General features: G+C 67.1%; 16 protein-coding genes. 8 read left to right on the plus strand and 8 right to left on the minus strand.

Going from position 1 to position 22,574, the window contains the following annotated elements; all coding sequences use genetic code 11:
* Nucleotides 1-116 precede the first annotated feature (116 nt).
* Both APZ15_RS01935 and APZ15_RS01940 read right to left on the minus strand, forming a co-directional pair.
* Nucleotides 117-500 (minus strand): nuclear transport factor 2 family protein, encoded by a 384-nt coding sequence (locus APZ15_RS01935; protein ID WP_027789089.1) that lies wholly within the window; start codon nucleotides 498-500, stop codon nucleotides 117-119.
* Nucleotides 501-545: 45 nt separating this feature from the next.
* On the minus strand, nucleotides 546-1,115 hold the full coding sequence (locus APZ15_RS01940; protein WP_021163039.1) for an acyloxyacyl hydrolase: 570 nt from the start codon (nucleotides 1,113-1,115) through the stop codon (nucleotides 546-548).
* A gap of 358 nt (nucleotides 1,116-1,473) precedes the next feature.
* Here APZ15_RS01940 and rpoH point away from each other — a divergent pair, with 358 nt between their 5' ends.
* The 6 genes from rpoH to APZ15_RS01965 all read left to right on the plus strand — a co-directional run bounded on the left by rpoH (nucleotide 1,474) and on the right by APZ15_RS01965 (nucleotide 9,054).
* Nucleotides 1,474-2,409, plus strand: a complete 936-nt coding sequence (rpoH, locus tag APZ15_RS01945) for an RNA polymerase sigma factor RpoH (RefSeq protein ID WP_027789088.1) — start codon at nucleotides 1,474-1,476, stop codon at nucleotides 2,407-2,409.
* Between the two features lie 373 nt (nucleotides 2,410-2,782).
* On the plus strand, nucleotides 2,783-3,067 hold the full coding sequence (gene cydP, locus APZ15_RS01950; RefSeq protein WP_027789087.1) for a cytochrome oxidase putative small subunit CydP: 285 nt from the start codon (nucleotides 2,783-2,785) through the stop codon (nucleotides 3,065-3,067).
* Entirely contained in the window at nucleotides 3,057-4,637 is a 1,581-nt protein-coding gene (locus APZ15_RS01955; protein ID WP_027789086.1) for a cytochrome ubiquinol oxidase subunit I, read from the plus strand. Before cydP ends, APZ15_RS01955 begins: the two co-directional genes overlap by 11 nt.
* Nucleotides 4,638-4,668: 31 nt before the next feature.
* Nucleotides 4,669-5,805, plus strand: a complete 1,137-nt coding sequence (cydB, locus tag APZ15_RS01960; protein WP_027789085.1) for a cytochrome d ubiquinol oxidase subunit II — start codon at nucleotides 4,669-4,671, stop codon at nucleotides 5,803-5,805.
* 55 nt (nucleotides 5,806-5,860) lie between these two features.
* A complete protein-coding gene (cydX, locus tag APZ15_RS38420; RefSeq protein ID WP_021163033.1) occupies nucleotides 5,861-5,977 on the plus strand; it encodes a cytochrome bd-I oxidase subunit CydX in 117 nt (38 codons plus the stop codon).
* Between the two features lie 593 nt (nucleotides 5,978-6,570).
* Nucleotides 6,571-9,054: a family 20 glycosylhydrolase gene (locus APZ15_RS01965; RefSeq protein ID WP_027789084.1), complete on the plus strand. Its 2,484-nt coding sequence runs from the start codon at nucleotides 6,571-6,573 to the stop codon at nucleotides 9,052-9,054.
* A 153-nt stretch (nucleotides 9,055-9,207) separates the two neighbouring features.
* Here the strand turns inward: APZ15_RS01965 and nagE are convergent, their stop codons facing one another.
* The 6 genes from nagE to APZ15_RS01995 all read right to left on the minus strand — a co-directional run bounded on the left by nagE (nucleotide 9,208) and on the right by APZ15_RS01995 (nucleotide 17,972).
* On the minus strand, nucleotides 9,208-10,971 hold the full coding sequence (gene nagE, locus APZ15_RS01970; RefSeq protein WP_027789083.1) for an N-acetylglucosamine-specific PTS transporter subunit IIBC: 1,764 nt from the start codon (nucleotides 10,969-10,971) through the stop codon (nucleotides 9,208-9,210).
* A 97-nt stretch (nucleotides 10,972-11,068) separates the two neighbouring features.
* Complete coding sequence (ptsP, locus tag APZ15_RS01975) at nucleotides 11,069-13,651, minus strand: phosphoenolpyruvate--protein phosphotransferase (RefSeq protein ID WP_027789082.1); 2,583 nt, start codon at nucleotides 13,649-13,651, stop codon at nucleotides 11,069-11,071.
* A gap of 15 nt (nucleotides 13,652-13,666) precedes the next feature.
* The gene (locus tag APZ15_RS01980; protein ID WP_027789081.1) at nucleotides 13,667-14,674 is read right to left on the minus strand and encodes an SIS domain-containing protein; all 1,008 of its coding nucleotides are present in this window, start codon (nucleotides 14,672-14,674) and stop codon (nucleotides 13,667-13,669) included.
* On the minus strand, nucleotides 14,667-15,770 hold the full coding sequence (gene nagA, locus APZ15_RS01985; protein WP_027789080.1) for an N-acetylglucosamine-6-phosphate deacetylase: 1,104 nt from the start codon (nucleotides 15,768-15,770) through the stop codon (nucleotides 14,667-14,669). The genes APZ15_RS01980 and nagA overlap by 8 nt, the downstream gene beginning before the upstream one ends.
* 99 nt (nucleotides 15,771-15,869) lie before the next feature.
* The gene (locus APZ15_RS01990; protein WP_027789079.1) at nucleotides 15,870-16,604 is read right to left on the minus strand and encodes a GntR family transcriptional regulator; all 735 of its coding nucleotides are present in this window, start codon (nucleotides 16,602-16,604) and stop codon (nucleotides 15,870-15,872) included.
* A 456-nt stretch (nucleotides 16,605-17,060) separates the two neighbouring features.
* Nucleotides 17,061-17,972 (minus strand): LysR family transcriptional regulator, encoded by a 912-nt coding sequence (locus tag APZ15_RS01995; protein ID WP_027789078.1) that lies wholly within the window; start codon nucleotides 17,970-17,972, stop codon nucleotides 17,061-17,063.
* A 183-nt stretch (nucleotides 17,973-18,155) separates the two neighbouring features.
* On the opposite strand from APZ15_RS01995, the gene APZ15_RS02000 reads away from it, so the two are divergent.
* A complete protein-coding gene (locus APZ15_RS02000; protein WP_027789077.1) occupies nucleotides 18,156-21,602 on the plus strand; it encodes a molybdopterin-dependent oxidoreductase in 3,447 nt (1,148 codons plus the stop codon).
* A 24-nt stretch (nucleotides 21,603-21,626) separates the two neighbouring features.
* The gene (lhpI, locus tag APZ15_RS02005; protein WP_027789076.1) at nucleotides 21,627-22,562 is read left to right on the plus strand and encodes a bifunctional Delta(1)-pyrroline-2-carboxylate/Delta(1)-piperideine-2-carboxylate reductase; all 936 of its coding nucleotides are present in this window, start codon (nucleotides 21,627-21,629) and stop codon (nucleotides 22,560-22,562) included.
* Nucleotides 22,563-22,574 lie beyond the last annotated feature (12 nt).

Genomic DNA, 22,574 nt, shown 5'->3' on the forward strand with positions numbered 1-22,574 from the left:
CGTCAGCGAGCGGTGCGTGACCGCTCGTGCGCCGCGCGATCCGCGCCGCACGAGGCAGCAAAAAGCGGCCCAGGAGGCCGCTTCGATCGGGACATGAAAACGGGCGCCACGCGCGCTCATGTCTCGGTCGCGCACCGCGTCGCCTGCCACGCGAACAGGCTCCAGCGGCCCTGTTCGTGGGTGTGGACGGAGGTATACGCAATCGGGAAGACCAGGCCGCCGTTGTTCGTTTCCATCTCGATCAACGCACGCCCGGTGACGACGCAGGTTTCATCGCCGACGGGCAGCACGTCCTGCGACTGGATTTCGATCTGGCGATAGCGGCGGCGGCCGGCGACGATGGCGTCGATGAACTGCTGCTTGGTTTCGCGTTTGCCGTTGGTGTGCACGAAGAACACCTTGTCCGACAAAAGCGCGCCGAGCGCCTCGCCGTCGCCGTCCACCATCGCCCGGAACCGATCGCGCTCGAGCGCGCGGATCGCATCGATCACCTTCGCCATCGCCTGACTCCTCGGCAACGCGCACGCCGTGCGCGGGCGTGCGGATCAGAAGTTGTACTGCACGTAGAACTGGTGGAAATTTATACCAGGATTCGGCTCTTTGATACCCGCGTTAGACACATGTTCAAAACGGTAGCCGACCTGATACTGTTGCCGTTGGCCGAACTGCACCCCCACCCCCGCGGTCGGCGAGAACTGGAACGCGGTCCCCAGCGAGAAATGATCCGAGATCGTCGGGTGCGTCAGCAGCCGGACGCCGCCGCCAGCCTCGATGAACGGGCGAATCTCCCCGGCGCTCTTGATGAAGCGGAACAACGGCGTCACGCCGAATTCGCCGATGCTGCCGTGAACGTTGCCGCCCGTGTGCCAGTAGCCCGCGTGCCCTTCCACGACGAACGCGAAGTGCCAACCGCCCATTTCCCACCAGTTCCAGCCCGGATCCCACACCACGCCGAGATCGCCCTTGTCGACCCCGTGGCGATCCGAAAAACCGCCGCCCGCCTGAATCCCCCATCGATCCGCGAATGCCGCACCCGATCCTCCCAGAAGGGACGCCGCCAGCATCGCGTGCAGGACAAGCCGGCTGCGGGGCCGGCGATTCTTCTTATTGTTCATCTGACACTCCAACTTTGTGGGTTGAATGGAACCTGCCGCTTCGGCCGGCTCGAGCGAAGTGAATGGTATGGTAAAGGACTTTTCGGATCGGCATCACGAAGCGAAATGGCTTCCTTCCAAAACAACAAAAATTGAAATCGTCTACTGATTACCATCTGAAACAACGGCTTACGGAACTTCGCGTCGCCTCCCCTGTCGCAGAATAGACTATCGACTCGACTAACTCGATAGAAAAACGGGAACTCCGATGCCCACGCTTGCTCTAAGGAATTAGCACTCAGCTTGCGGGAGTGCTAAGATGCCCCACGGAATCTCATTCGAGACCGGGGGTTTGTCCCTGATTCCAAAGGAGTTTTTAGTGAGCAACGCCCTGACCCTCCCGAACACCCTGAGCCCGGCGCCGGCCAAGGCCGAATCGGCAGGCTCGCTGGCGCTCGCAGCTCAATCGATGTTGCCGGGCCAGCTTGGCAACATCGACGCGTATATCCAGGCCGTCAATCGCATTCCGCTGCTGACGGCAGAAGAGGAACGCCAGTACGCGACCGAATTCCGCGAAAACAACAATCTCGACTCGGCACGCCGCCTCGTGCTGTCGCACCTGCGGCTCGTCGTGTCGATCGCGCGCAACTATCTCGGGTACGGCCTGCCGCACGGCGACCTGATCCAGGAAGGCAACATCGGCCTGATGAAGGCCGTGAAGCGCTTCGATCCGGCCCAGAACGTTCGTCTCGTGTCGTACGCGATCCACTGGATCAAGGCCGAGATCCACGAGTACATCCTGCGCAACTGGCGCATGGTGAAGGTCGCGACGACGAAGGCGCAGCGCAAGCTGTTCTTCAACCTGCGCAGCCACAAGAAGAGCATGCAGGCGATGACGCCCGAGGAAATCGACGGCCTCGCACAAGAGCTCAACGTCAAGCGCGAAGACGTGACCGAAATGGAAACGCGCCTGTCGGGCGGCGATATCGCGCTCGAAGGGCAAGTCGAAGACGGCGAGGAGTCGTACGCACCGATCGCCTACCTGGCCGACTCGCACAACGAACCGACCGCCGTGCTCGCCGCGCGTCAGCGCGACTCGCTGCAGACGGACGGCATCGCGCAGGCACTCGACGCGCTCGACGCGCGCAGCCGCCGCATCATCGAGGCACGCTGGCTGCATGTCGACGACGACGGCTCGGGCGGCTCGACGCTGCACGATCTCGCCGCCGAGTTCGGCGTGTCGGCGGAACGCATCCGCCAGATCGAGGCGAGCGCGATGAAGAAGATGCGCACCGCCCTCGCCGAATACGCATAAATACCGGCGATTCGGAAAGCTTCATCGAAAACCGCTGCCTGACCGGCAGCGGTTTTTTTTCGCCCGACTTTTTCACCGGTTTTTAGCCGGTTTATCCCTCGCCTCTCCGCCCGCTTCTTCGCTCATTTCTCCGTCGATCAATTGACCTGTTTAATCAGGTATTGGACGGTTCGCGGGCCCCTTCCGCATAACCTTGATCTGCCTCAAGTTTCGGCCCGTGTTTCGCGACGGTCTGCCGCAGCGCAGCACTCGGCATCGGAAAGCAGTCCTTTTAAAATTGGCATGTCAGGCGCAAAAGGATTAAAACAGCTTCACGGCCGTCATAAATCCGACGTAAAGTCGCCCCCAATCCGACGTAAATCGATTCAGGATAATCGCCTTGATCTCGATCAATAAAGAGCCTGCGCCGCCTCCCCCGCGGCCGGCCGGCACGATCGGCTGGCGTGCGCGCATCGCCGCATGGGCACGCGGCCCGACCCTCGCCCGCGACATCAGCCTGGTGCTGATCGTCAAGCTGATCCTCCTGATGTCGCTCAAATACGCATTCTTCAATCATCCGCAGGCCGAGCACATGTCGCTTCCGCCTGCCGCCGTCGCCGAGAAGCTGCTCTCGGTGCCGGCGCCTGCACCCACCGAGGGAGACCACCATGATAAGTAGCGAAGTCGTCGATCTGTCGCGTCTGCAGTTCGGCATCACGGCGCTCTACCACTTCCTGTTCGTGCCGCTGACGCTCGGCCTGTCCTGGCTGCTCGTCATCATGGAAGCCGTCTACGTGATGACCGGCAAACAGGTCTACAAGGACATGACCCAGTTCTGGGGCAAGCTGTTCGGGATCAACTTCGCGATGGGCGTGACGACCGGCATCACGCTCGAATTCCAGTTCGGCACGAACTGGTCGTACTACTCGCACTATGTCGGCGACATCTTCGGCGTGCCGCTCGCGGTCGAAGGCCTGATGGCGTTCTTCCTCGAATCGACGTTCGTCGGCCTGTTCTTCTTCGGCTGGAACCGCCTGTCGAAGGTCAAGCACCTGATGGTCACGTTCCTCGTCGCGCTGGGCTCGAACCTGTCCGCGCTGTGGATCCTCGTCGCGAACGGCTGGATGAACAACCCGGTCGGCGCCGAGTTCAACTACCAGACGATGCGCATGGAGCTGACGAACCTGTTCGACGTGCTGTTCAACCCGGTCGCGCAGGTGAAGTTCGTGCACACCGTGTCGGCCGGCTACGTGACGGCCGCGATGTTCGTGCTCGGCATCTCGTCGTGGTACCTGCTGAAGAAGCGCGACACCGACTTCGCGCTGCGCTCGTTCGCGGTCGCGGCCGGCTTCGGTCTCGCGTCGACGCTTTGCGTGATCGTGCTCGGCGACGAGTCGGGCTATACGACCGGCGAAGTGCAGAAGATGAAGCTCGCCGCGATCGAATCGGAATGGGAAACCCAGCCGGCGCCGGCCTCGTTCACGCTGATCGGCATCCCGAACCAGAAGGAAGAGCGCACCGACTACGCGATCAAGATCCCGTACGCGCTCGGCCTGATCGCGACGCGCTCGATCGACGAGCCGGTGATCGGCCTGCGCGAACTCGCGAAGCGCAGCGAGGAGCACATCCAGAGCGGGATGGTGGCGTACGGCGCATTGCAGAAGATCAAGGAAGGCGACACGAGCGATGCGACCCGCGCACTGTTCGACCAGCACAAGCAGTATCTCGGCTACGGGTTGATGCTCAAGCAGTTCACGCCGAACGTGGTCGATGCGACGCCGGAGCAGATCAAGGCCGCCGCGAAGAAGACGATCCCGCCGGTCGCGCCCGTGTTCTTCTCGTTCCGGATCATGGTGTTCCTCGGCTTCCTGTTCCTCGCGACCTTCGTCGCCGCGTTCTGGCTCTGCGCGCGCCGGCAGCTGCTGCAGGACAACCGCCGCTGGTTCCTGCGTTATGCGGTGTGGGCGATCCCGCTGCCGTGGCTCGCCGCGGAATTCGGCTGGGTCGTCGCCGAGCTCGGCCGCCAGCCGTGGACGATCGCGGGCATCCTGCCGACGCATCTGTCCGCGTCCAGCCTGACGTCGACGGACCTGTACCTGAGCCTCGCCGGTTTCATCGCGTTCTACACCGCGCTGTTCGTCATCGAGATCAAGCTGATGTTCAAGTACGCGCGCCTCGGCCCGTCGTCGCTGCACACCGGCCGCTATCACCACGAACTCGCGGCCGCCAGCGAGCGCGCCACGGCCTGAGCACGCACCCGAAACGGAACAAGGAATCGCTATGGACTATGCAACTCTCAAGCTGATCTGGTGGCTGCTCGTCGGCGTGCTGCTGATCGGCTTCGCCGTCACCGACGGCTTCGACATGGGCGCGACCGCGCTGCTGCCGTTCCTCGGCAAGACCGACGAGGAACGCCGCATCATCGTCAACACCGTTGGTGCGACGTGGGAAGGCAACCAGGTGTGGCTGATCACGGCCGGCGGCGCGATGTTCGCGGCCTGGCCGCTCGTCTACGCGGCGTCGTTCTCCGGCTTCTACTTCGCGATGCTGCTCGTGCTGTTCGCGTTGTTCTTCCGGCCGGTGGGCTTCGACTACCGCAGCAAGCGCCCTGACCCGCGCTGGCGCGCGGGCTGGGACTGGGGCCTGTTCGTCGGCGGTTTCGTGCCGGCGCTCGTGTTCGGCGTCGCGTTCGGCAACCTGCTGCAAGGCGTGCCGTTCAAGTTCGACAGCGACCTGCGCGTGACCTACTACGGCGGCTTCTGGGCGTTGCTGAACCCGTTCGCGCTGCTGTGCGGGCTCGTCAGCCTCACGATGCTCGTCGCGCACGGCGCGGCCTTCATCAAGATGAAGACGGAAGGCGTGATCGCACGCCGCGCGTCGGTCGCGCTGCGCGTGGCGTCGTTCCTCGCAGTCGTGCTGTTCGTGCTGGCCGGCGTGCTGATCGCGTCGACCATCGGCGGCTTCCACATCACGCACGCCGCGCCGACCGATACGGTCGCGAACCCGCTGCTCAAGGACGTCGCCGCGGGCTCGGGCCTGTGGCTCGCGAACTACGGCGAATTCCCGTGGATGATCGCGGCGCCCGTCGTCGGGATCGCGGGCGGCCTGCTGGCGATGCTGCTCGCCGGCTCGAAGCAGGAGAAGACAGCCTTCTTCTGCACGGGGCTGATGATCGTCGGCGTGATCCTGACCGCCGGCTTCTCGATGTTCCCGTTCATCATGCCGTCGTCGCTCGACCCGAAGAGCAGCCTGACCGTGTGGGATTCGACGTCGAGCCACATGACGCTGCAGGTGATGCTGTTCGCGGTGATCGTGTTCCTGCCGCTCATCCTGCTCTACACAAGCTGGGTGTATCGCGTGATGCGCGGCAAGGTCACGCGCGAGGTGCTCGAAGAGAACAAGCATTCGATGTATTGAACCCGGCCGGGGCGCGCTGGCGCCCCGCCGCCCCCGTTTCGCAAGGAGTCGGATCATGTGGTATTTCAGCTGGATTCTCGGTATCGGCGTCGCGCTGTCGTTCGGCATCGTCAATGCGATGTGGCTCGAAGCACGGCAGAAGACGCAGGAAGCACGCGTAACCCGCAACTGACGCGTTCGGCCGATCGGCCAGCCGCCGCCCGGAAGGAACCTCGCCTCGCGCGAGGTTTTTTTTCGCTCCGGCACGCCGGACAAGTCGGACACGCCGATGCCAATTTAGCGCCAGATTGATACCACTTGAATACCAATAAAAGGTTTCATAAGATCTTTGGACACGGCCGCTGACAGGCCGAATCCATCTGGGTGGGGGAGACATGCGAATCCCGTATGCGGCGCGCGCGTGCACGCCGTCTCGCCGTCGCCGCGCGGCGGCCGGTTGCGCTTCGTCCGCGACCTGCGCCGCCGTCGTGCGCGCCGCTCGCGCGCGCGCCTTTGTCACCGGGCGCGTCGCCACCGCGTCAGGGTCAGCGTCATCCGCGGCCGCCATCGTGCCCGGCCGATGAGGACACGCACCCGCCCGCGCCGATCCGACCGGCACGCCTGCCCGCCACCCGTTCCGTAACGCACGCATCCGCGTGCCGACTGCGCGCAGGGCAGCCGCATCGCCCGCGCACATTGTTGTCCCCGCAGCTCCGTTGAAAGACCCGCCCGCAGCGACGTCGTCCCGTGACGCCGCTACGCCCCCCTTTTTTCTCAGGAGTCCGCATGAGCCGAACCTTGTCCACCCTGTTTGCCGGCGTGCTGATCGCGGCACTGCCACCGGTCGCGCTTGGCGCGCTGCCCGCGTCGAGCGCGGCGGTCGCGGCGGCCGGTGCCGTCCGTCCCCCCGTGCCGCCGGCCGATCTCGCGGCGCGGCTGTCGAACGGCCTCGCGCTGCGCGTTGCCGTCGACAACAATCACGCGGCCTCGGCCGGCGTGCCGTGCGCCGACCTCGGCGCCGACGGCGCGGCCTGCGCGACGGGCCGCCTGATCCTGCAGAACCGCGGCCACCAGGCGATCGCCGACGGCGGCTGGAAGCTCTACCTGCACAGCATCCGCCGCCTGCTGCGAATCGATCGCCCCGGCTTCGCGCTGCGGCGGCTCACCGGCGACCTGTACGAACTGACACCGCAACCCGGCTCGGTGCGGCTGGCACCGGGCGAACGCATCGAACTGCCGTTCGTCGCCGAATACTGGCTGCTGCGCTACAGCGACGTGATCCCGCGCCCGTACGTGGTCGTCGATGGCGCGCCGCCCGCCGTGCTCCGCTACGACGACACCGACGACGAGCTGCGCTACGTCGAATCGCTGCCGGCCGACGCGCAGAACAACTCGACGGGCAACGCGCCGCCCGTGGCCGCACGGCCCGACCCGAGCCGCGCGCTGCCGAGCGTGAAGCGCGAGCAGCCGCTGCCCGGCACGCTCGAGCTGCGCGGTGTCGAGCTCGCCCTGCCCGATCTGCCGGACGCGCAGGTCGCGGCGCTGCGCGAACGCGCGACGACGCTCGGGCTCGACGGCGCGCGCGTGCCGGTGCGGGGCGCCGTCGCGCCGCGTCGGCTGCCGGCCGACATCGCGACGCCGGGCGGCTACCGGCTCGCGATCGGGCCGCGCGGCGTGCTGATCGAGGGCTACGATCGCGCCGGCCTCTACTACGGCGTGCAGACGCTCTACTCGCTCGCACCGGCCGGCGGCGGCCCGATCCCGGCGATGCTCGTCGAGGATGCGCCGCGCTTCACGCATCGCGGGATGCACGTCGATCTCGCACGCAACTTCAAGCACCCGGCGACGCTGCGCCGCCTGATCGACCAGATGAGCGCGTACAAGCTCAATCGCCTGCACCTGCACCTGTCGGACGACGAAGGCTGGCGCATCGAGATTCCCGGCCTGCCCGAACTGACCGGGATCGGCTCGCGCCGCTGCCACGACCCGAGCGAGACGCGCTGCCTGCTGCCGCAGCTCGGCTCCGGCCCGGACAACCGCTCGGGCGGCGGCTACCTGACCCGCGACGACTACGTGGCGCTCGTGCGCTACGCGGCCGCGCATTTCGTCGAGATCGTCCCCGAGATCGACATGCCCGCGCATGCGCGCGCGGCCGTCGTGACGATGGAGGCACGTTACCGGCGGCTGCATGCGGCCGGGCGCGAGCAGGAAGCGAACGCATACCGGCTGCTCGATCCGCAGGACACGTCGAACCTGACGACGGTGCAGTTCTACGACCGCCGCAGCGACCTGAACCCGTGCGTGCCGGGCGCGCTCAATTTCGCATCGAAGGTAATCCGCGAGATCGCGGCGATGCATGCGGATGCGCAGGCGCCGCTGCACATCTGGCATTACGGCGGCGACGAGGCGAAGAACATCTTCCTCGGCGCGGGCTTCCAGCCGCTGAACGGCACCGATCCGAACAAGGGGCGCATCGATCTCGCCGCGCAGGACAAGCCGTGGGCGCGTTCGCCCGCATGCACGGCGTTGCTCCAGCGCGGCGAGATCAAGTCGATCGACGAGCTGCCGACGCGTTTCGCTCAGCAGGTGAGCGCGGCGGTCAGCGCGAACGGGATCGACACGATGGCCGCGTGGCAGGACGGCATCAAGCATGCGAACGGGCCGCAGGACTTCAGCACGCGCCACGTGATGGTGTCGCTGTGGGACACGATCTTCTGGGGGGCGTCGGACAGCGCGCGCGACCTGAGCGGCAAGGGCTATCTGACGGTGCTCGCGCTGCCCGACTACCTGTACTTCGACTTCCCGTACACGCTCAACCCGCGCGAGCGCGGCTACTACTGGGGCTCGCACGCGACGGACGAGTACAAGGTGTTCTCGCTCGCACCGGAGAACCTGCCGCAGAACGCCGAAGTGATGGGCGACCGTGACGGCAACCCGTTCGAGGTCACGGGAACGGGCCCCGCGCCGCGCATCGAAGGCATGCAGGGGCAGGCATGGGGCGAGGTGATGCGCAACGACACCTTCCTCGAATACATGGCCTATCCGCGGCTGCTCGCGCTCGCCGAGCGCGCCTGGCACCGCGCCGACTGGGAGCTGCCGTATGCGGCCGGCGTGCGCTTCAAGCGCGGCGACACGCATCACGTCGACACGGCCGCGCTGCAGCGCGACTGGGCCGGTTTCGCGACGCTGCTCACGCAACGCGAATTGCCGAAGCTCGACCGGGCCGGTGTCGGCTACCGGAAGCCGACCTTCACGCTGACGAATCCGTGATCGGCTGAACGCCCGGGCGACGCGCGATGCAAACACGTGCATCGCGCCATCGCCCGCACCAAAAAAAACGGCTTGCGACGCAAGGATCGCAAGCCGTTTTCGTTTTGCCGGCCGGGCCGAATCCGCGTCGCGGATCGGGCCGGCCCGATCACATCAGGCCGGCTGCGCGGCCGCTCCGCTGCCCGACGGCGGCAGGCGCGCGCCGAGCTGTTCGGCATAACGTGCCGCCGCATTGCCGCAGACGATGTGGAACGTGTCGAGCGACACCCACGCGACGTCGAGCGCACCGAGACGATCGCGATCGACCGCCGACGGATCGCGCACGACCACACGCAGGCGCGTGGTCGCGACCGCGTCGAGCGACACGACGTTGGTCGCGCCGCCGAACACCGCGAGCCAGCGCGCCGGCTCCGGATCGAGCGGACCGGCAGCCGCCCCCGTGACGGGCTGCGCCGCGGCGGCCGTCGCCGTCGACGCGGCACCGGTCGCGCCGCTGCCGATCGCGGCACGCATTTCGTCGGCAATGATGTCCGCCTCGGGCCCGATGATCACCTGCACGCTGTTGCCGCCGCGCTTGAGCACGCCGCGCGCGCCGATCGACTTCAGTTCCGGCTCCGAGACCTTCTCCGGATCGACGACGGTCAGGCGCAGGCGCGTCGTGCATGCGTCGACGACCGACAGGTTGCCGGCCCCGCCGAGCGCGGCAATGTAGCGCTGCGCACGCGGCGCAGCCGCAGCGGCGCCCGCCGCCGGCGCGACGAAGCCGCCCGATGCGTACGATTCCGCGGCCGCGTCGGCCGATGCCGGCTCACGGCCCGGCGTGGCCATGTTGAACTTGCGGATGAAGAAGCGGAACAGCCCGTAATACGCGGCGCCGTACGCGATGCCGAGCGGGATCGCGATCCAGCCCTTCGTCGACAGGCCGTAGTTCAGCACGTAGTCGATCGCGCCGGCCGAGAACGTGAAACCGAGCTTCACGCCGAGGATCTGGCAGATCGCGAGCGACAGCCCCGTCAGCACCGCGTGGATCACGTACAGCACCGGTGCGAGGAACATGAAGCTGAATTCGATCGGCTCGGTCACGCCGGTCAGGAACGACGTGAGCGCCATCGAGAACAGCAGGCCGCCGACCATCGCGCGGCGCTCCTTCGGTGCCTCGTGCAGCATCGCGAGACACGCGGCCGGCAGGCCGAACATCATGATCGGGAAGAAGCCGGCCATGAAGGTGCCCGCGGTCGGGTCGCCCGCGAAGAAGCGGTGCAGGTCGCCGTGCACGATCTCGCCGCCGGCGGGCGGCGTGAAGTTGCCGAACACGAACCACGCCAGCGAGTTGATGATGTGGTGCAGGCCCGTGACGAGCAGCAGGCGGTTCAGGAAGCCGAACACGAACGCACCGATCGCGCCCGCCGTCGTCAGCCACTGGCCGGCCGCGTCGATCGCATGCTGGACCGGCTGCCACACGTACCCGAACGCGATGCCGAGTACCACGCACACCAGCCCCGTGATGATCGGCACGAACCGCTTGCCGCCGAAGAACGCGAGGTAGTCCGGCAGCTTGATGTCCTTGTAGCGGTTGTACAGCAGGCCCGCGACGACACCCGCGATGATCCCGGACAGCACGCCCATGTTCAGCTTGGGATCGATGTCCTTCATGATCGCGGTTTCGATCAGGTAGCCGATCGCGCCCGCGAGTGCCGCCACGCCGTTGTTGTCTTTCGCGAAACCGACCGCCACGCCGATCGCGAACAGCAGTGGCAGGTTGTCGAAGATCGCGCCGCCGGCGTCGGCGATCATCTTGATGTTGAACACGTCCGGCTGGCCGAGTCGCAGCAGGATGCCGGCGACCGGCAATACCGCGATCGGCAGCATCAGCGCCCGGCCCAGGCCCTGTATTTTCAGAAACGGATTCCCGTTCATTCAGTCCTCCAATCCTTGTCTCGTCGTTAAGCGTCGTTAATCGTCGTTGAGCTGATTGCCTTCGTCGTAATACGGGTCGCGAACCTGCCGTCGACGCTCAGTCGAGCGGCCAGACCTCGCGACTTGCTGCCCTTACCGCCTGTGCCGAGTCGAGCGCGAGCAGATCCTGCGCGCGCTGACGGCACAACTGGTAATCGAGACGGCGCACACGCGCCTTGATGCCCGGCACCGATACGGGGTCGACCGACAGCTCGGTCACGCCGAGGCCCACCAGGATCGGCACCGCGAGCGGATCGCCGCCGAGCGCGCCGCACACGCCGACCCACTTGCCGTGCTTCGCGGCACCGCGCACCGCGATGTCGATCAGGCGCAGCACGGCCGGATGCAGGCCGTCGGACTGCGCGGCCAGATCGGCCTGGCAGCGGTCCATCGCGAGCGTGTACTGCGTCAGGTCGTTGGTGCCGATCGACAGGAAATCCGCGTGCTGCGCGAGCTGGTCGGCCAGCAGCGCGGCCGACGGCACCTCGATCATCACGCCGACCTCGACCGGCTCGGTGCGGCCCTGGGCGCGCGCGAATTCGTCGATGCGCTTTTTCAGGCGCACGAGCTCGCCCGCGTCGGTCACCATCGGCAGCAGGATGCGCACCGCGCCGAACGGCTTCACCGCGAGCAGGCCCTGCAACTGATCGTCGAGCAGGTCGGGGCGCACCTGCGCGAGACGGATGCCGCGCAGGCCGAGCGCCGGGTTCGGTTCGGGCGGCAGCGTGAGGTAATCGACTTCCTTGTCGGCGCCGACGTCGAGCGTGCGGATGATCGCCGTGCGGCCCTGCAGCGCGTCGACGATCGACTGGTAGCTCTGCTGGTGCTCGACGACCGTCGGCGCGGCCTGGCGATGGATGAACATCAGCTCGGTACGCAGCAGGCCGACCGCGTCGGCGCCGTTGTCGACCGCGGTGTTCGCGTCGTCGAGCGTCGCGATGTTCGCGGCGACCTCGATCGCGCGGCCGTCGACGGTGGCGGCCGCAGCCCCCGCCAGTTTCCGGTTCGCCTCGCGCACGCCGTCCAGACGCTGGCGCTCGTGCCGCGCGCGCTCGACGTCGAGCGCGGTCGGGGCATGTTCGAGCCGGCCCGCGCTCGCATCGACGACGACCTGCGTGCCGTCCGGGATCGCGTACAGCGCATCGCCGACCGCCACCAGCGCCGGAATGCCGAGCTGGCGCGCGATGATCGCCGCGTGCGACGTCGCGCCGCCGCGCGCCATCACGAGCGCGGTCACGCGCTGGCGATCGAGCGACGACAGGTCGGACGGCGTGAATTCCTCGGCCGCGAGCACCGCTTCGTCGGGCAGCGCACGCGCGGCACCGTTCGCATGACCGAGCGCGCGCAGCACGCGCTTCTCGATGTCGCGCAGGTCGGCCGCGCGTTCGGCGAGCAGCGCGTCGTCGAGCTTCGACAGCGTGTCGATCTGCGTGCGGATCGTCGCGCGCCATGCGAAACCCGCGCTCTTGCCGAGACTGATCAGGTCGCGTGCCGCGTCGATCAGCGTCGGGTCTTCCAGCAGCACGCGGTGCACCGCGAAGATGCCCGCTTCACCGACCGCGCCGCGCGCCGATGCGTTGCGCACCGTTTCGTCGAGTTCGGCGTCGACGGCCTTCAGCGCCTGGTCGAGCTGGCGGCTCTCCGACGCGGGTGTGCCAGCGGCCTGCTCGGGCGGCACGATCTCCGCATCGTCGAGGCGCACCAGCGTGCCGACCGCGATGCCGGGTGCCGCGCACACGCCCGCGAGTGTGTTCGGGTCGATTGGCGCGCCGACGTTGCGCGCAACCGTCTGCGGCGCGGGCGACCTCAGCCGTGCCGGCTTTTCCTCGACTTCGCCGTGTGCTTCGCGCAGCAGCTCGTGCTCGACCGCATCGACGGCCTGCTGCGCGTGCGCGCCACGGCCGACCAGTTCGACCGTCGCGCCTTCGCCCGCACCGAGGCCGAGCAGGCCGACGACGCTCGCGATCGACGCCTTGCGGCCGTCGAACAGCACGTCGACGGTCGCGTCGAACCCGCGCACGGCTTCGCGCGCACGCGCGGCCGGCCGTGCGTGCAGGCCACCCGGCTGGGCCAGCACGATTTCACGGCGCACTTCGTGATGCGCCGCTGCGCCGGTTTGTGCAGCCTGCGCAGCCGCTTCGCCCTTGCCGCGCAGCGCGAGCAGCGGCGTCTTGCCGGCCGTCGCGAAGCCGCTGGCACGATCGACGACCTCGAACGCATCCGAGTTCGCGATCGCGATCACCGACACGAGCGAATGCGCGCTGCGCGCCACCGCGTCCTGGTCGAACTCGATCAGCAGCGCGCCCGCCTCGACACGCTCGCCGGCCTCGACGTGCGCGGTGAAGCCCTGCCCGTTCAGCTCGACGGTGTCGATGCCGATGTGCAGCAGCACTTCCGCGCCTTGCGGCGTCGTGATCGTCACCGCGTGGCCGGTGCGCGCGAGATGCGACACGACGCCCGCGCACGGCGCGACGAGCTGGCCCGCGAGCGGGTCGATGCCGATGCCGTCGCCGAACATCCCGCCGGAGAACACCGGATCGGGCACGTCGGCCAGCGCGACGATCGGCCCGGTCAAGGGACTGAGCAGGACGATCTGATCATAGGTGGAACTCTTCAACTGGGACTCCTCGGCGCGTCTCATCGGCTGTCTCGGCTATCAGTGCGTTTCGGTGACTTTGTTCAGGTGGCGCGGCGTGTCGGGGTTGCGGCCGCGCGCGACGGCGAGATCCGCCGCCATCACGTAGAACGAAAGAATGGCGGCGATCGGGTCGAGCGCCGAATGGGCGGACTGCGCGAGCGGCAAGGTCGCGCCGGGCGTGCCGGCGGGCGCCGCGAGCAGCACCGCGGCGCCGCGTGCGCGCATGTCTTGCGCGAGCTGCAGCAGGCCGGCCTGCTCGGGCCCAGGCGGGGCGAACACGAGCAGCGGATAGTCGCGGTCGATCAGCTCCATCGGGCCGTGACGGACTTCGGCGCTCGAGAACGCCTCGGCCTGGATACCGGAGGTTTCCTTCAGCTTCAGCGCGGCTTCCTGCGCGATCGCGAGGCCCAGGCCGCGGCCGATCACGATCATCCGCTCGACCCCCGCCAGCGCGGCGACGGCCTGCGACCAGTCGAGCCGGCCGGCCTGCGCGAGCACGTCGGGCAGGCCGCGCAATGCGGTCATCAGCGCGGCATCGCGCTGCCAGTACGCGACGATCTGCGCGGACAGCGACAGCATCGCGATATAGCTCTTCGTCGCGGCGACCGACAATTCGGGGCCGGCGAGCAGCGGCAGCTGGTGCTCGCACGCGTCGGCGAGCGGCGACGGCAGCACGTTCACGGCCGCGACGGTGCGCGCGCCGGCTTCGCGCAGCGCGGCCATCGTGTTGACGAGATCGGGGCTCTTGCCCGACTGGGAGAAGGCGATCGCGAGCTGGTCCTGCACCTTCAGCGGCGCCTGCTGCAGCGTGGCGACCGACATCGGCAGCGACGCGACCGGCACGCCGAGGCGGCTCATCGTCAGGCTCGCGAAATAGCTCGCGGCGTGATCCGAGCTGCCGCGCGCGACCGTCAGCGCGACGGCCGGCGGGTGATCGAGCAATTGGCCGGCGAGCGCTTCGACGCGCGTGGTGTCGGCGATCTGCGCGGCGACGACCTGGGCGGACTCGCGCGCTTCCTTAAGCATATTCGACAATCGATTCTCCTTCGACGTAGGTCGCGGTGAGGTTCAGGTCGCGATCGAACACCGCGAGGTCGGCCCATGCGCCGCGCTCGAGGCGGCCGCGATCGGCGATGCCGAGGTAGTCGGCCGCATAGCGCGACATCCGGTTCGACACATCGGCGATCGGCAGGCCGAGCGACACGAGGTTGCGCAGCGCCTGGTCCATCGTCAGCGTGCTACCGGCGAGCGTGCCGTCGGCGAGACGCACGCCGCCGAGGCACTTCGTCACGTGCTGGCTGCCGAGCCGGTATTCGCCGTCGGGCATGCCCGTCGCGGACGTGCTGTCGGTCACGACGTACAGGCGCGGGATCGCGCGCAGCGCCGCACGAATCGCGCCCGGGTGCACGTGCAGCAGATCGGGAATGATTTCCGCGTATTCGGCATGAGCAAGCGCCGCGCCCACCAGGCCGGGGTTGCGGTGATGCAGCGGCGACATCGCGTTGAACAGGTGCGTGAAGCCGCACGCGCCGTGCTTGAGCGCGGCCACCGCGTCGTCGTAGGTCGCGAGCGAATGGCCGAGCTGCACGCGCACGCCGCGCGCGGCCATCTCGCCGATGATCTCGATATGGCCGGCGATTTCCGGCGCGAGCGTGACGACGCGGATCGGCGCGATCGACAGGTACTTCAGCACTTCGTCGAGCACGGCCGAGACGGCCGCGTCGGGCTGCGCGCCGAGCTTGCCGGGGTTGATGTACGGGCCTTCGAGGTGCACGCCGAGCACGCGCGCGCCGCCCGGCGTGCGGGCACGCGCGACGCTGCCGAGGTTGCCGACGACTTTCATCAGTTCGTCGCGCGGCGCGGTCATCGTCGTCGCGAGCAGGCTCGTCGTGCCGAATTGCGCGTGCGTGCGGGCGATCGTCTCGATCGCGTCGCCGCCTTCCATCACGTCGGCGCCGCCGCCGCCGTGCACGTGCAGGTCGATGAAGCCGGGCAGGATGTAAGGCGCGTCGTTCTTCGCGGGATCGACGGGCGTGCCGTCGAGTGTCGTGATGCGGCCGTTCTCGCTATCGAGCGAACCGTGAATCCAGCCGTCGGGGGTAAGGATGTTTCCAGTCAGCATGACGTTCTCTTGATGATCTGGTGACGCGGGTATCCGCGTCGTGATTTGCAATTCCGTGTCGTTGCTTCACGGCTGTCGCGCGCGGGCGAGTCTCGCGCGTCAGCGTTTCAGTTCGGCGACGAAGTCGTAGTAATCGTCGCGGCAATACGTTTCGCTCACTTCGATCGCGCGCTGGTCGGCACCGTAGCCGATCCGCGTGATCACCAGCAGCGCCGAGCCCGGCTTCACCGCCATCCATTTCGCGATCGCGTGGGTCGCGTTCGCCGCGCGAAAGTGCTGCAGCGCGCGCACGACGGTCATCCCGCGCGCGTCGAGGTATTCGTACAGCGACGCACCGAGCGCCTGCGGATCGGGCACCACCGCGGCCGGCAGCGTCGAGTGCTCGACCGCCATCACGATGCCGTCCGCGCGGCGCAGCCGTTCGAGCCGCGCCACCGTCGCGCCGGGGGCGAGGCCGAGATGCGTGATCTCGTCGCGGCTCGCGGCGCGCAGCGTGCGCGACAGCCACACCGAATCGGGCACGAAGCCGCGCTGCTTCATCTTCGCGGTGAAGCCGACGAGACGCGACAGCGGATCGGCGACGCGCGGCGTGATGAAGCTGCCCGCCCCGCGCGCCCGCTTGATCAGCCCCTGCTCGACCAGCAGCGCGAGTGCGCGACGGGCCGTGATCCGCGATACACCGACCGACACCGACAGCAGCCGCTCCGACGGCAGCGCCTCGCCGGCCCGCCACGCGCCGGCGTGGATCGCGCTCGCCAGGTTGCGGGCGAGCTGCAGATAGAGCGGCGTATCGCTGAGGGGATCGGGCGCCAGTTCGGACCAGCCGGTTTCCATGTGCCTCCGGGTGTCGGACGACGACCTCGGGCCGTCGAAAGTGAGGGCATTATATAACCACCATAATACCAGTCAACGAACTGGTATTAGCGACACGGAAATCGCCGAAAGCCTTGCCCGGCAAGCGTTTTAGTAGCGAGAAAGCCTTTGTTTACAACGCGATGCGGGATAGGGATTTACCCGGATTGGTATGCAAGGGGACAGTTCAAGCGCCGGGCTTGCCGGGTTTGGAGGGATGGAAACGATACCGGAATAGAACCAGTTTGGCCGACTGGTATGCATCGGCGTCGGAGTGCCGGTACGGCGGGGACACGTGGACCGGCCGGCACCGGAAAGGCCGCGGGCACACCATGCAATCGCGGACGGGACGAACGTTTACCGCAGCCGACTCTCGCGCTGTCGTCCGCCGGCTCGAGATCCGCATCCGGCACGACCGTGATGCCCGAAGGCCCTGCCCTACTCGGCCGTCCTTTTCCACGAGCGGAACAGATCCAGCAGCGCACGGCATGGCGTCGACGTCGCCCCGCCCCGTCGCCACACCGCGCCGACGTCCATCGTCGGCACGGTCACGCTGAGATTGCGGCGGCTGATCCGGTTGCCTTCCAGGGACCAGGGCCGGTACACGAGGTCCGAGAGGATGGTCACCCCGTGCCCGAGCGCGACGAGGCTTCTCACGGCCTCGATCGACTTGCTCTGCATCCAGACGTTCGGCGTGATCCCGTAGCTTCCCCAGTACTTGCCGACGGTTCGCAGGTGCTCGTCCATGTCCAGCAGCAGATAGTTCTCGCGCGCGACGTCTTCGAGGGTGACGCGACGGGCGTCTTGCAGCGGATGATCCGGATGGGTCCACAACCGGCGCGGCGAACGAAGAATCGTCTCGTATTTCAGGTCGTCGACTTCCGCGGTGTTCGACACCAGCAGCAGCGCAATATCGAGGCGATCGTCGGCCAGCATCTCCTCGATTGCTTCGCGTTCGTTTTCGACGATGCTCACGCCCAGGTTGCCGAACCGCCGCGAAATGGCGGACATCAGCGACGGCATCAGATACGCCGAGATGGTTTCGGTCATCCCGATACGGACATGCCCCGAGATCTGCTCGGGGTCCTCCTGCGCGGCTGAAACGGCGCGGTCGATGGACATCGTCGCGTGCTGCACATGACGCAGGAATCGCTCGCCGGCCGGCGTCAGGCGGACGCCTTTCGCATGACGCAGAAGCAGCGTGACGCCGACCGAATCCTCGAGTTTCCTCAATGCGATCGTCATCGACGATTGAGACACCGAACAGAGATTGGCCGACTTCGAAATTTGCCCCGTATCGGCAACGGAGACGAAGTATTCGATCTGGCGCAGGGTGATGTGCGTGTTCACGGGAAAGGATCCGGGAAGTCCGGGCAGCGCAGGATCAGCGTTGCCCCGAGGGGGCGGACGGTACATCGGATCGACGGCCGAGGTATTGATTCAATATATATCGGACCATCGAAAGGATGAATTTGTCATGGCTGCCTCCGCTTCCTAGCATAGTCGCAAACATGACGTGGACGATGCGAACCGATGGAGACGCAGGAAAAGAAAGGCTATTGCACGTTGTGCCGGTCGCGCTGCGGCACGGTCAACGTCGTGCGCGGCGACACGATGATCAAGGTCCGCCCCGACGACACGCATCCGACCGGCCGCGCGATGTGCATGAAGGGAAAGGCCGCGCCCGAACTCGTACATCACCCGAATCGGGTGTTGCATCCCATGCGGCGCACGCGCCCGAAGGATGCCGCCGACCCCGGCTGGCGGCGCATCGGCTGGGATGAAGCGCTCTCCGAGATCGCGGAACGTCTTGCTCATTTCAAACGGGAAAACGGTGCCGAGTCGGTCGCGTTTGGCGTCACCACGCCAAGCGGAACACCGATGAGCGACAGCATCGACTGGGTCGAGCGATTCGTCTGGTCATTCGGGAGCCCGAACATCTGCTATGCGACCGAGATATGCAACTGGCACAAGGACAGCGCGCATGCCTTTACGTTCGGCTGCGGCATTCCAGCCGCGGATTACCGGAATGCCGAGCTCATCGTGCTGTGGGGAAACAATCCCGCCAACACCTGGCTGGCGCAGGCCGATGCCATCGCGAAGGGCCGCCGCAACGGGGCCAGGCTGATCGTCGTCGATCCGCGGCCGACCGCACTCGCACGCGAGGCCGATCTGTGGCTGCGCGTGAACCCCGGGACGGACGGCGCGCTCGCGATGGCGATCGCACGGCAGATGATCGCGACCGGCAACGTCGACGATGCGTTCGTCCGGGAATGGACGAACGGCCCGTTGCTCGTGCGTGCCGACACCGGACGGTTTCTGCGCGAGCGCGACATCGACGGCGATGCGCCGGGCAACCGGTACGTGCTCTGGAACGCGACGCTCGACCGGCTGGAGCTGGCCGGAGAGGAAACCGCGACCCGACCTTCCGATCTGTCGATGGCCGGCGTCCGCCATGTGGCGGTCCGGGATTCGGCCGGGCACAACATGCACGTGGCATGCACACCGGCCTTCGACCTCTATTCGGCGGCGCTCGCCCCCTTTACGCCGGAACATGCGGCGGCGATCACCGGGGTCGACGCAGCCGACATCGTCGAAGCCGCCCGAATGCTGCGGCCGCATCAGGCAATCGCCTATCACGCGTGGTCGGGCGTCGGCATGCACACCAACGCCACCCAGACCGAGCGCGCGATTGCGACGCTGTATGCGTTGACGGGTGCGTTCGACACGTGCGGCTCGAATCGGGAATGGACGAAGCAGCCGGCCAACCCGGTCAGCAGCTACGCGATGCTGAACCCGCAGCAACGCGCAAAAGCGCTCGGCCTCGCGGATCGGCCGCTCGGCCCGCCGTCGCAAGGCTGGGTCACGGCGCGCGACGTCTATCGCGCCATCCTCGACGGCGAGCCCTACCGCGTCCGTGCGCTGGTCGCGTTCGGTACGAACATGGTGCTGTCCCAGGCGGATGGCGGCGTCGCGCACGACGCGCTCTGCGCGCTCGACTTTCATGTTCACTGCGATCTCTTCGAAACACCGTCGTCACGCTATGCGGACATCCTGCTGCCCGTGAACACACCGTGGGAACGGGAAGGCCTGCGTCTCGGCTTCGAGATCGACGAGCGCGCGGTCGAACTCGTGCAGCTCAGGCAGCGCATGGTGCCGCCGAGAGGAGAGAGCCGCGCGGACTACGACATCGTCTTCGACCTCGCCGTGCGACTCGGCATGCAGGACACATTCTTCGGCGGCAGCATCGAGGCGGGATGGAATCACGTGCTCGAACCGCTCGGGCTGGACGTTGCGTCGCTGCGCGCCCATCCGGAAGGCATCGTCAGGCCGTTGCCTCAAGGCGAGCGGCAGTACGCGGCGGCGACACCCGACGGCGTGCGCGGTTTCAACACGGAGACGCGGCGTGTCGAACTGTACTCCGAGAACCTGCATCGTCACGGCTACCCGCCCGTTCCGCGGTACGTACCGCCGCAGCACGGCGAAGATGCGCGGGCGGACAATCGCCGTCGCTTCCCCTGTACGTTGACCTCGATGAAGAACGGGTACTACTGCCACAGCCAGCATCGCGGCCTGCCAAGCCTGCGTCGCCGCGCGCCGTACCCGGTGGCGGAACTCAATGACGAACGGGCGGCGGAACACGGCATCGTCGACGGCGACTGGTGCCTGATCGAAACGACGAACGGCTCGGCACGCTTCAAGGCACGCGTCGTCCCGGAACTCGCCCGCGACGTGATCGTGGCCGAATACGGCTGGTGGCAAGCCTGCGACGAGGTCGGCCAGGATGCGCTCCCGGTGGACGGGCACGACAACAGCAATTTCAACCGCCTCGTCTCGGCGACGAAACTCGATCCGGTCAGCGGATCCTCGCCGCTGCGTTCCGTGCGTTGCCGCATCAGGCTCGACCCGTCGGTCGATCCGTCGCGCCGGTCGTGGAAAGGCCTGCGGGATTTTGTCGTATCCGCCATGCACGAAGAAGCGAGCGGCGTGCGAACCGTCACGTTTCGCGCCGCGGACGGCGGCGCACTGCCGGACTATCTGCCCGGCCAGCACGTGAGCTTGCATGTCCCGTCGCTCGGCGACGGCGGGACGACGCGCGCCTATTCGCTGACGGGCGCCGCCCGCGAAGACGATCGCCGCACGTACTCCATCTCGGTACGCCACCAGAAAGGCCGGACCCGCGACGGCACGGCGTTCGAAGGCGCGATGTCGTCGTACATCCACGGCACGCTCAAGGTCGGCGACCCCGTGTTGCTCGGTGCGCCCGGCGGGACGTTCGTCGTGCCGCCTGCATCGCGGCAGCCGGTCGTGATGTTCGCCGGCGGCATCGGCATCACGCCCTTCATCTCGTACCTGGAATCGATCCGGGACCAGGCGGACCGCGCGCCGGAGTCGAGACTCTTCTATGCAAACCTGAACAGCACGACCCACGCGTTCCGCGAACGCATCGAGACATTGAAGCGGCGGCTGCCGACGCTCGAGGTCGTCAACTGCTACAACCAGCCGCACGACGAAACGCCGGGACACGACTATCAGATGCTCGGCTACCTGTCGGCCGACGTGGTCGACGACGACCTGATCCGGCGGCGCGCGCGTTTTTTTCTGTGCGGCCCCGAACCGATGATGCAGGCGATTGCGTCGGGACTGATCGCGCGCGGCGTACCGCCGTTCGACATATTCAAGGAGGCGTTCAGATCGCCGTCCAGGCCGACGCCCGACCCGTCGAAGCAATACGCGGTGCAGTTCGCGCGATCGCGTCGCACGGCCACCTGGACAGCTCGCGACGGAAGCCTGCTGTCGTTCGCGGAACGTCTCGGCATCGCATTGCCGAGCGGTTGCCGGGTCGGGCAATGCGAGAGCTGCGCGGTCAAGGTCATGTCGGGCGAAGTCACGCATTTGAGCGGGCATGGACCGGACGAACCGGACATGTGCCTCGCCTGCCAGGCCATTCCGGCCACCGACGTCAGCATCGACGCATAACCCCCGTTCGAGGAAAGGTTCACCATGAAATTTTTCGACGCCGTCGCGACACGCGACGCACTGGATTTCGAATCGCTGGTCGCACGCCTGCGACAGGCGTTCATCGACGGCTGCCACGTACCGCTTCGCCATGCGCACACACTCCATGCCGACGGCGAAGACGAAGGCACGGTGCTCATCATGCCCGCGTGGGAAGACAACGGCTACCTGGGCATCAAGACGGTCAACATCTTCCCGGGCAATGCGAGACACGGCATGCCCGGACTGCACTCGACCTACGTGCTCTATGACGGGCGGACAGGCCAGCCGCTTGCGCAGCTGGACGGAAACGAAATCACGTCGCGCCGCACCGCGGCTGCGTCTGCGCTGGCCGCGACCTATCTGGCCCGCCCGGATGCGTCGCGCCTCGTGCTGATGGGGGCCGGCCGGGTCGGCAGCCTGGTTCCGCCCGCCTATCGCAGCCAGTTGCCGATCTCGGTCGTCGAGGTCTGGGACAGGGATCGCGACGCGGTTGCACGACTGGTCGACGGGCTGACCCGGCTCGGTTTCGATGCCTCACCCGTCACGAACCTCGAGGCAAGCATCCGTCGCGCGGACGTCGTCACCTGCGCGACGCTTGCGACGGAACCGATTGTCCGCGGCGCGTGGCTCGCACCGGGGTCGCACCTGGACCTGATCGGCAGCTTTACGCCGCGCATGCGCGAAGCCGACGACGATTGCTTCCGGCAGGCGGAGATTTATGTCGATACGGACGAGGCACCGCAAAAATCCGGCGACCTTCTGGGTCCGCTCGCACGCAACGTCATTGCGCCCGACCGCCTGAACCGGACACTGACGGCGCTGTGCCGGGGCGAAGCACAGGGGCGGACGAACGACAGCCAGCGCACCGTGTTCAAGGCGGTCGGCACCGCACTCGAGGATCTGGCCGCGGCCGTTCAAATAGTTGAAAAGACAAACTGAAGCCGTGACGGG

The sequence above is a fragment of the Burkholderia cepacia ATCC 25416 genome, assembly GCF_001411495.1.
Lineage (GTDB): Bacteria > Pseudomonadota > Gammaproteobacteria > Burkholderiales > Burkholderiaceae > Burkholderia > Burkholderia cepacia.

Excerpts from the sequence above, each read along its gene's own strand:
- APZ15_RS01990 (WP_027789079.1), bottom strand. The coding sequence starts at position 16,604 with ATGGAAACCGGCTGGTCCGAACTGGCGCCCGATCCCCTCAGCGATACG.
- nagE (WP_027789083.1), bottom strand. The coding sequence starts at position 10,971 with ATGAACGGGAATCCGTTTCTGAAAATACAGGGCCTGGGCCGGGCGCTG.
- nagA (WP_027789080.1), bottom strand. The coding sequence starts at position 15,770 with ATGCTGACTGGAAACATCCTTACCCCCGACGGCTGGATTCACGGTTCG.
- cydX (WP_021163033.1), top strand. The coding sequence starts at position 5,861 with ATGTGGTATTTCAGCTGGATTCTCGGTATCGGCGTCGCGCTGTCGTTC.
- APZ15_RS01965 (WP_027789084.1), top strand. The coding sequence starts at position 6,571 with ATGAGCCGAACCTTGTCCACCCTGTTTGCCGGCGTGCTGATCGCGGCA.
- lhpI (WP_027789076.1), top strand. The coding sequence starts at position 21,627 with ATGAAATTTTTCGACGCCGTCGCGACACGCGACGCACTGGATTTCGAA.
- APZ15_RS01980 (WP_027789081.1), bottom strand. The coding sequence starts at position 14,674 with ATGCTTAAGGAAGCGCGCGAGTCCGCCCAGGTCGTCGCCGCGCAGATC.
- APZ15_RS02000 (WP_027789077.1), top strand. The coding sequence starts at position 18,156 with ATGGAGACGCAGGAAAAGAAAGGCTATTGCACGTTGTGCCGGTCGCGC.
- cydB (WP_027789085.1), top strand. The coding sequence starts at position 4,669 with ATGGACTATGCAACTCTCAAGCTGATCTGGTGGCTGCTCGTCGGCGTG.
- APZ15_RS01940 (WP_021163039.1), bottom strand. The coding sequence starts at position 1,115 with ATGAACAATAAGAAGAATCGCCGGCCCCGCAGCCGGCTTGTCCTGCAC.
- APZ15_RS01935 (WP_027789089.1), bottom strand. The coding sequence starts at position 500 with ATGGCGAAGGTGATCGATGCGATCCGCGCGCTCGAGCGCGATCGGTTC.
- APZ15_RS01955 (WP_027789086.1), top strand. The coding sequence starts at position 3,057 with ATGATAAGTAGCGAAGTCGTCGATCTGTCGCGTCTGCAGTTCGGCATC.
- ptsP (WP_027789082.1), bottom strand. The coding sequence starts at position 13,651 with ATGAGACGCGCCGAGGAGTCCCAGTTGAAGAGTTCCACCTATGATCAG.